8 protein-coding genes are annotated in these 6629 nt (G+C 59.7%); 7 read left to right on the top strand and 1 reads right to left on the bottom strand.

Translation table 11 applies throughout. The features are described from left to right. Window positions 1-132 precede the first annotated feature (132 nt). The 5 genes from AB2L51_RS14830 to AB2L51_RS14810 all read left to right on the top strand — a co-directional run bounded on the left by AB2L51_RS14830 (window position 133) and on the right by AB2L51_RS14810 (window position 3766). Window positions 133-2019, top strand: a complete 1887-nt coding sequence (locus tag AB2L51_RS14830) for a ParB/RepB/Spo0J family partition protein (RefSeq protein ID WP_395582903.1) — start codon at window positions 133-135, stop codon at window positions 2017-2019. After that, a complete protein-coding gene (locus AB2L51_RS14825; protein WP_400922585.1) occupies window positions 2016-2339 on the top strand; it encodes a NepR family anti-sigma factor in 324 nt (107 codons plus the stop codon). The genes AB2L51_RS14830 and AB2L51_RS14825 overlap by 4 nt, the downstream gene beginning before the upstream one ends. 101 nt (window positions 2340-2440) lie before the next feature. Then, window positions 2441-2905 (top strand): hypothetical protein, encoded by a 465-nt coding sequence (locus AB2L51_RS14820; RefSeq protein ID WP_062810087.1) that lies wholly within the window; start codon window positions 2441-2443, stop codon window positions 2903-2905. A gap of 209 nt (window positions 2906-3114) precedes the next feature. Beyond that, window positions 3115-3360, top strand: a complete 246-nt coding sequence (locus AB2L51_RS14815; RefSeq protein WP_062810086.1) for a type II toxin-antitoxin system Phd/YefM family antitoxin — start codon at window positions 3115-3117, stop codon at window positions 3358-3360. Continuing rightward, on the top strand, window positions 3350-3766 hold the full coding sequence (locus AB2L51_RS14810) for a hypothetical protein (protein WP_099349490.1): 417 nt from the start codon (window positions 3350-3352) through the stop codon (window positions 3764-3766). The genes AB2L51_RS14815 and AB2L51_RS14810 overlap by 11 nt, the downstream gene beginning before the upstream one ends. Window positions 3767-3849: 83 nt before the next feature. Here AB2L51_RS14810 and AB2L51_RS14805 read toward each other — a convergent pair whose 3' ends face one another. Then, entirely contained in the window at window positions 3850-4110 is a 261-nt protein-coding gene (locus AB2L51_RS14805; protein ID WP_062810084.1) for a helix-turn-helix domain-containing transcriptional regulator, read from the bottom strand. 977 nt (window positions 4111-5087) lie between these two features. Between AB2L51_RS14805 and AB2L51_RS14800 the strand changes: the two genes are divergently transcribed. Both AB2L51_RS14800 and AB2L51_RS14795 read left to right on the top strand, forming a co-directional pair. Next, window positions 5088-5963 (top strand): DUF932 domain-containing protein, encoded by an 876-nt coding sequence (locus AB2L51_RS14800; protein ID WP_007284719.1) that lies wholly within the window; start codon window positions 5088-5090, stop codon window positions 5961-5963. Between the two features lie 64 nt (window positions 5964-6027). Further along, window positions 6028-6348 carry a hypothetical protein gene (locus AB2L51_RS14795; protein ID WP_010667381.1) on the top strand — a complete coding sequence of 107 codons (321 nt, stop codon included), beginning with the start codon at window positions 6028-6030 and terminating at the stop codon, window positions 6346-6348. Window positions 6349-6629 lie beyond the last annotated feature (281 nt).

Below are 6629 nucleotides of genomic sequence, written 5' to 3'. Positions count from 1 at the left end.
ATTATCTGTGTGAAAAACTGCATTTTTCTCTTGCCTCTCCCTTATTATATCGTGTATATAATAAGAACACCGGGCGGGAAAACGTGGGGGGATGGTCCTTCCTCTCCGCCCGGTGCAGGGAGGGTAAACCCTATGTCTGCAACACTCCGCAGTGAGCCCAAGAAAGCCACCACGAAGCCCGCCAGAAAGACTACGAGCAAGACGCCGACGCCAATCACGACGCCCGCCAACGATACAGACGGGACACGCATCCCCTTCAGCAAGCTGTTCCGTTCGCCCCTGAATGTCCGGCGCACGGTGCCCGCCATCGCTATCGAAGAACTGGCCGACAACCTGAAAGCTGTTGGCCTGATCCAGAGCCTTGTCGTCGTGCCGGATGGTGACCGCTTCGGCGTTGTCGCGGGCGGCCGACGCTTTCTCGCCATGTCCCTGCTGGTCGAACGCGGCGACTGGACCGAGGACAAGTCCGTTCTCTGCCGGATCGTGACACCCGAGGAAGCCGAGGAAATCAGCCTTGCCGAGAACGTGCAGCGTCATGCGATGCACCCGGCCGACCAGTTTGAGGCGTTCGCCCGACAGGTCGAATTGGGACGCTCCGTCGAGCAGATCGCGCAGCGTTTTGGCGTCTCCGCTTCAATCGTCGCGAAGCGCCTGAAGCTGGCGTCCGTCTCTCCTGCTGTCATGAGCGCCTTCCGACAGGATCAGCTCACGCTCGAACAGGTTTCGGCCTTCACCGTGGCGGACGATCACGAGGCGCAGGACAGTGTGCTGCAATGGGTGCTGGATACGCACTTTCAGGTTGCCCCGCACTCCATCAAGAACCGGCTCATGCAGGGGGCCGTTCCCGAAAGCAGCCGCATCGTCTCCTTCGTCGGACTGGATACCTACCGCGCTGCGGGCGGGACCGTGGTGCAGGACCTGTTCGGAGAGAACGGTTTCCTGACCGATACCCCGCTTCTGCACGAACTGGCCGAAAAGAAGCTGGGCGAAGTCGAATCCGGGTTCAGGGCCGAAGGCTGGTCATGGGTTGAACGCATCACGGACCGGCCAAGCTGGTTCTATTCCACCCCTCGCTTGTCGCCAAAACAGGCCGAGCCAACCGCCGAGGATGCCGCACGCATCGAGGCGATTGCCGACCGGCTGACCGAGATCGAGGAAAACGAGCAGTCCCAGGGCCTGACCGACGAGGAAAACGAAGAATACGACGCCCTGACCGCCGAGCTTGAGGCATTGCAGAATGCGGCTCACCTGTGGAGCGCCGAGCAGAAGGAACAGGCCGGGGTCTTCATCATGACCGAGGGGGCGGAGATCGGCACGACCTATGTGGGCGTGCTCAAACCCGGCGCGAAGAAGAAGGACGCCGCCAGCGCCAGCACAGCCGAGAGTGACAGTGCCGTGCCCACCATTCCCAACGGTCTGATGGAAACGCTCTATCGCGAGCGGACAGCCGCCCTACAGGCTACGCTTGCGCGGGACAGCGTGATGGTCCTGCGGGTTCTGGTCCATGCGCTTCTGATGCAGCACCACGGCGCAATGTCTCCCCGCTTCGAGACGCCCGAAACGCCGCACGACAAGGCAACCAACCCGGCTATGTGCGCGGTTGCCGAATATCGGCTGGAACGCCTCAACCCTCTGCGCATCCCGCAGGATGATCGGCTGTGGCCGTGGCTGCTGGGCCGTACCGAAAGCGAACTGGTCGAAATCCTTGCCGCCTGCGCCCTGCCCTTCGTGAATGCCGGAAAGGAGGACTGGTCCGAGGACAGGCAGCGCGGTTCATCGCGTGACATCGCAGCCTCGATCGGCTTCGACATGCGCGAATGGTGGAAGCCCGATGCGGACAACTTCTTCCGTTCGCTGACGAAATCCACCATTGCCGACTACATCACCGAGGCAGGAGCAAACCCCGGCGACTGGCAGAAGGCAAAACGGGATGCCCTCGCCACCGACGCGGCCAAGGCCGCAGCGGAAAGTGGATGGCTTCCGGCCTTTCTCCGCACACCCGGCGCAGCGGCCGCATGACAACAACCGGCCGGGGCATTGCGCCCCGGCCACCCGCTCCGGCGGATGATGCCGGGCTCGCAATATTGTGGAGTGCCCCACGACGCCAGAATCTTCCTGTCGTGGGCGATCCGATTAAAATGCAGTGGGAAGGATCGGATATGCACAAGTATTCAGATGAAAATTTTCTGGCGTCTTGGCTGAAGCGCGCGTTGCGTGCTCGGTTCGGTGCTGTGGTGAAAGAACCTGTTCCCGATACTCTTTTGTCTCTTCTTTCCGAGATACCAGAAAGTGAGAAACCCGAAAATCAGGCGGACAGCGCGTTACCTCGGCGCGAGTAAGTCGAAATCAATTCCCGCTCCTATAAGCGACCGGCAATTTCTTACGGATAAGACCGGGTTTATGGTAGCAACGGCAAAACAGGTTCTAGCGGAATCAGGACATGACAACAGAGCAGAATACTGCGCCAAATGGCGTTGACCGTCTTGCTGGGCATATTGCTGATGCCATCGACACGCTGAAACTGATCGTGACTTTCGGTTTTGTGGCTGGTGTCGTGATTATGTTCTGTCTGATGCGGGACCGTGGGCTGGAACTCTTGCCGCAATGGTTCCTGGCCCTTCATGGGATAGGCATCCTGACGGCCGGTCTCATTTTTTCTGTCATGGTGGCGGGTCTGTCTGTGATGTTCACGCACAGCTTTCGATCTGTGAAAATCATCGCTCTGCCCGTTGTCTTCTTTCAATTCATGTTCGGCGTGCTGGGTCTGCCGATGATGATGGGAGCCGATGCCTCGCCCGTGGCTTTACCACTCTGGTTCTTGACCGCAATCGCCGTTCTCGGCCTGCTGGGCGCATGGGGCGGACCTGTGGCCGCGCTGCTGGTCGCGAAAAAATCAGCGAGGTGAGCACAGAAGGGCGGATGGTTGTGCCCTCTGTGGCATAGTCTCTTCTCCCCTCGGGATAGCCACGATAAACGGAAGCCCCCTAACGGGGGCTGTGTATCATTTGGCGGCCCTGTAGGCCGCCGCGCCTCTGCTATCCTCAGCGATTTAATTTGCGGAATATTGGAAATTTCTGTATATTCTTGATATTGCCCCGTGAGAGGATACAGCCAGTGAAGCAGTTTGCAGCAGGCGACCTGACCCGTAATACCGGCGATCTCTTCGAGGCCGCAGCCGTCGCCCCCGTTGCCATCACCAAGCATCGCAAGCCCCGGTTTGTTGTCATGTCGATGGAGCGATACGAGACGCTGACCAGCAGGGATACAGGCAGTCAGAAGGCTTATGCCGTCAACGATATGCCCGAAGATGTCGCTGCCCTGTGCGATCAGGGGATTGAGGACTATCTGAATGGCCGATGACTTCCCGCGTGTCGGCCAGGTCATCGACTATCACTATCTCTGGAAATGGCAGGATTTACGAGGTGAGACGGAAGGCCGAAAAAAGCGGCCGAGCTGTGTCGTCGTCGCCATTGACCGGGACGGCAAGCATCACCTCTTCATCCTGCCAATCACGAGCAAAGAGCCTGCCGCTGATCGTCAGGCCGTGCTGATTCCGGAAACCGAAGCCCGCAGGGCGAAGCTGAATACGGACATGCCCCTGTGGGTGATGGTGGACGAAGTGAATTACGACATCCTCGAAACGTCCTACACGCTGGAAGATCGGGCCGCGCGCGGCCAGTTCAGCCCCGCTTTCAGTAAACAGATCGTTCTGGCGTTCCGCTCAATGCGTGATGCACAGGCATTGCGTATCTCCAAACGGACCTGAACAGCGGTAAACTGAAGCCCCTTAGCGGGGCTGATTACTCTGTGGCGGCCTATCGGGCCGCCATCCCATCAGCGCGGGCCGCCTCAGCCCGTCGTGTGAAACGCCACCTTTATGCCGAACGCCGACATGACGCGGAACAGGCCGGTCAGGTCGAGATCGCCTTTTCCAGACAGGGCTTCCTTCGCAATATCGTCCGCTCCCTGCGCGCGCGCTATGACCGAAAGAGCATGAGCAAACGCCGCTGCGTCGCCATCTGCCCATGCCATGTTCAGAAGTTCCTCCTGCGTCCAAGGATCTTGTGCCGCCTTGACGCTATCAAACACGTCTAGTCCGGAAGTCTTCATCGGGCGTTTCTCCACGTCCTTGCTATCAACCTGACACTGTTCGGCGATCTGGCTGATGTGCCTGGACGAATTGCGACAACGGTTCTGAAGCCGCTTTCTTCGGCGACAATATAATGCCACCCGCAAGGAAAAGTACCGCTCCCAGCACAAGCGCAGCCCCGTTAAATATAACCCTCTTTTCCCTGTAGAGGGCTCCAATAAACAGCACTAGAACGCCTACAACTGAAAGGCTTACACTACCAACAAAAAGGATTTTGTTACCCATGATGTTGTACATTTCATCACCACTTTATTCGTAGAAGAGGCCGTCGTTCGGTCAGAAATTGACCATCTCAAAAGATAAACTTGCTGAAATAATTGGTAGTTATCTTGAAACCTTCCCGGTCATTGGAATGTGTGAGAGCTATCTTTCGGGGGCTTGATCTCCGCTCTAGTTCGTAAGGCCGCGAGCCAGGTGCGCTGCACCTGTCTCCCGGCCAACTCACCGGAGCCAGCCGCCGCCCTGCGCTGCGCTGCGGTCGCCGTCTGTCTCCGCCCATCCGGGTAACGATCGGAAGCCCGGTATGTCCCCCCGGTGCTCGCCCCCCCAAGGGGGGCTGCGCTGGTGCCAGCAGCCTCGCTCCGGTCTAGGGGATCATCCACCCCATCTTCCTGCGCTCCCTTTGGTCGCTCCGTGCAGACGGGTCCCCTGAGATGACCCCTAGACCTGCGCTGCGTTGCCGGCGGATCTGAAGGTGTCGGGACGAAAGGCGTCGCTGCGCTGCCTTTCGCCCTGCCGCTGGCAGGTCGAACGAAAGGCTGGGGCTTTGATCCGGTTTTTGGCAAGCGGTTTTTTCGTGCTGAACGGGAATTTTTCCGGAGAATTTTTGCATTTTTCTCTTGCCAGACCCTTATTATATCGCGTATATAATAAGGGCACCGGACGAAAAGGAGGGAGACGGTCTCCCCCATCACCGGGGCCACGGGAGGGTAAACCCATGAATCACTTCGTTTCTTCTCGCTTTTCCCGCAATCTCGGCCGCGATCCGCTGTCCGACGAAGCCCTGCGCCATCTGGCGAAGTCCATCTTCGCGGAAGACAAGCACGAGAGCCGCAGCGACCGATACGCCTACATCCCCACTTATGAAGTGCTCGCGGGAATGCGGAAAGAAGGCTTCGAGCCGGTCTATGCCAAGCAGGGCGGTTCGCGCGTGCCGGGCAAGGCGGATTTTACCAAGCACCTGATCCGCTTCCGTCACAAGGGCGAAGCCGGAACCGTCCGCAAGGTCGGCGGCATCTATCCGGAAGTCGTGCTCGTCAACAGCCATGACGGCACGAGCGCCTATAAGGTCATGGCCGGGCTGATGCGTCTGGTCTGCCTTAACGGGCTGATGGTGTCAGATCGGGAGCTTGCTTCCGTGTCCGTCCACCACAAGGGCGACGTGATGGCGCAGGTCATCGAGGGCAGCTTCAAGGTGCTGTCCGAGAGCTGCCGCGCGGTTGAAGCCGCAGACGCTTGGTCCGGTGTCACCCTGAACCATGACGAACAGATGATCCTTGCCGGGGCGGCCCATGAAATCCGCTTCGGGGAGGAAGCCGAAACCCCGATCGAGCCGCGCCAGCTTCTGGCCCCGCGCCGCCGTGATGATCTCGGTTCCGATCTGTGGACCGTCGGAAACGTGGTGCAGGAAAACGTCATCCGGGGCGGTCTCCGGGCATGGGGGCGCGATGCCAACGGCCGCCGCCGTCGCGTGTCCACCCGCGAAGTCAAAGCCATTGATGCGGACGTGAAGATCAACCGCGCCCTGTGGCGTCTCAACGAGGAAATGGCCCGGCTGAAAGGAGGCGGAGCATTCATGCAGGACGCCGCCTGATCCCGTCATCCGGCACGCCTCACCCGAGGCGTGCCCCCCTGCCCTTCAGGATGGAACGTCACCCATGAGCGAAGCATTCGAAATTGCGCAGACCATTCCCACCGAGCGCCCCTTGAGCTTCGACGAAGCCGCCGCCCTTGTCCGCTCACACGTCGGGACACCGCAGGATGTCGGCTATCAGATGTTCGACAATATCGCCTCGGCCGTCAAAGCCCTCTCGCACCAGAGCAGACTTGCCGGGGCCGATTATGATTGCCTGTCATGTGGCAATGGCTGGACCTATGAAGGCATCGACCCCGCACCCGACCCGGCCACCTGCCCCTTTTGCGGAAGGGAGGGCAACTCGCCGTTGAGGGCATGGGAGGGCGAACGCAAAGACATCTGACTCCGGGGGCGATATGCCCCCATTTCCGCGCGCGCCGAACCGGAAGCCCGCTTCGCGGGCTAAGAGTAGCCGGGCGGCCTACCGGCCGCCGTATCCTCTATCGTATCCTCTAACGTGTCCTGTTCCGTATCCTCTGGTGTATCCTGAATTGGCCAATTTTCGCACTGATGCCGCACAGGCTGGGTGCTTGTGCGATCTGCGTTTGGGGGCTTGATCTCCGCTCTAGTTCGTAAGGCCGCGAGCCAGGTGCGCTGCACCTGTCTCCCGGCCAACTCACCGGA

The organism is Acetobacter fabarum (assembly GCF_040702925.2).
In the GTDB taxonomy this organism is placed as follows: Bacteria; Pseudomonadota; Alphaproteobacteria; order Acetobacterales; family Acetobacteraceae; genus Acetobacter; species Acetobacter fabarum_B.
Note: the sequence above shows the minus strand (reverse complement) of the source record. Positions and strands in the feature narration are given on the sequence as shown.

Excerpts from the sequence above, each read along its gene's own strand:
- AB2L51_RS14830 (WP_395582903.1), top strand. The coding sequence starts at position 133 with ATGTCTGCAACACTCCGCAGTGAGCCCAAGAAAGCCACCACGAAGCCC.
- AB2L51_RS14825 (WP_400922585.1), top strand. The coding sequence starts at position 2,016 with ATGACAACAACCGGCCGGGGCATTGCGCCCCGGCCACCCGCTCCGGCG.
- AB2L51_RS14820 (WP_062810087.1), top strand. The coding sequence starts at position 2,441 with ATGACAACAGAGCAGAATACTGCGCCAAATGGCGTTGACCGTCTTGCT.
- AB2L51_RS14810 (WP_099349490.1), top strand. The coding sequence starts at position 3,350 with ATGGCCGATGACTTCCCGCGTGTCGGCCAGGTCATCGACTATCACTAT.
- AB2L51_RS14805 (WP_062810084.1), bottom strand. The coding sequence starts at position 4,110 with ATGAAGACTTCCGGACTAGACGTGTTTGATAGCGTCAAGGCGGCACAA.
- AB2L51_RS14800 (WP_007284719.1), top strand. The coding sequence starts at position 5,088 with ATGAATCACTTCGTTTCTTCTCGCTTTTCCCGCAATCTCGGCCGCGAT.
- AB2L51_RS14795 (WP_010667381.1), top strand. The coding sequence starts at position 6,028 with ATGAGCGAAGCATTCGAAATTGCGCAGACCATTCCCACCGAGCGCCCC.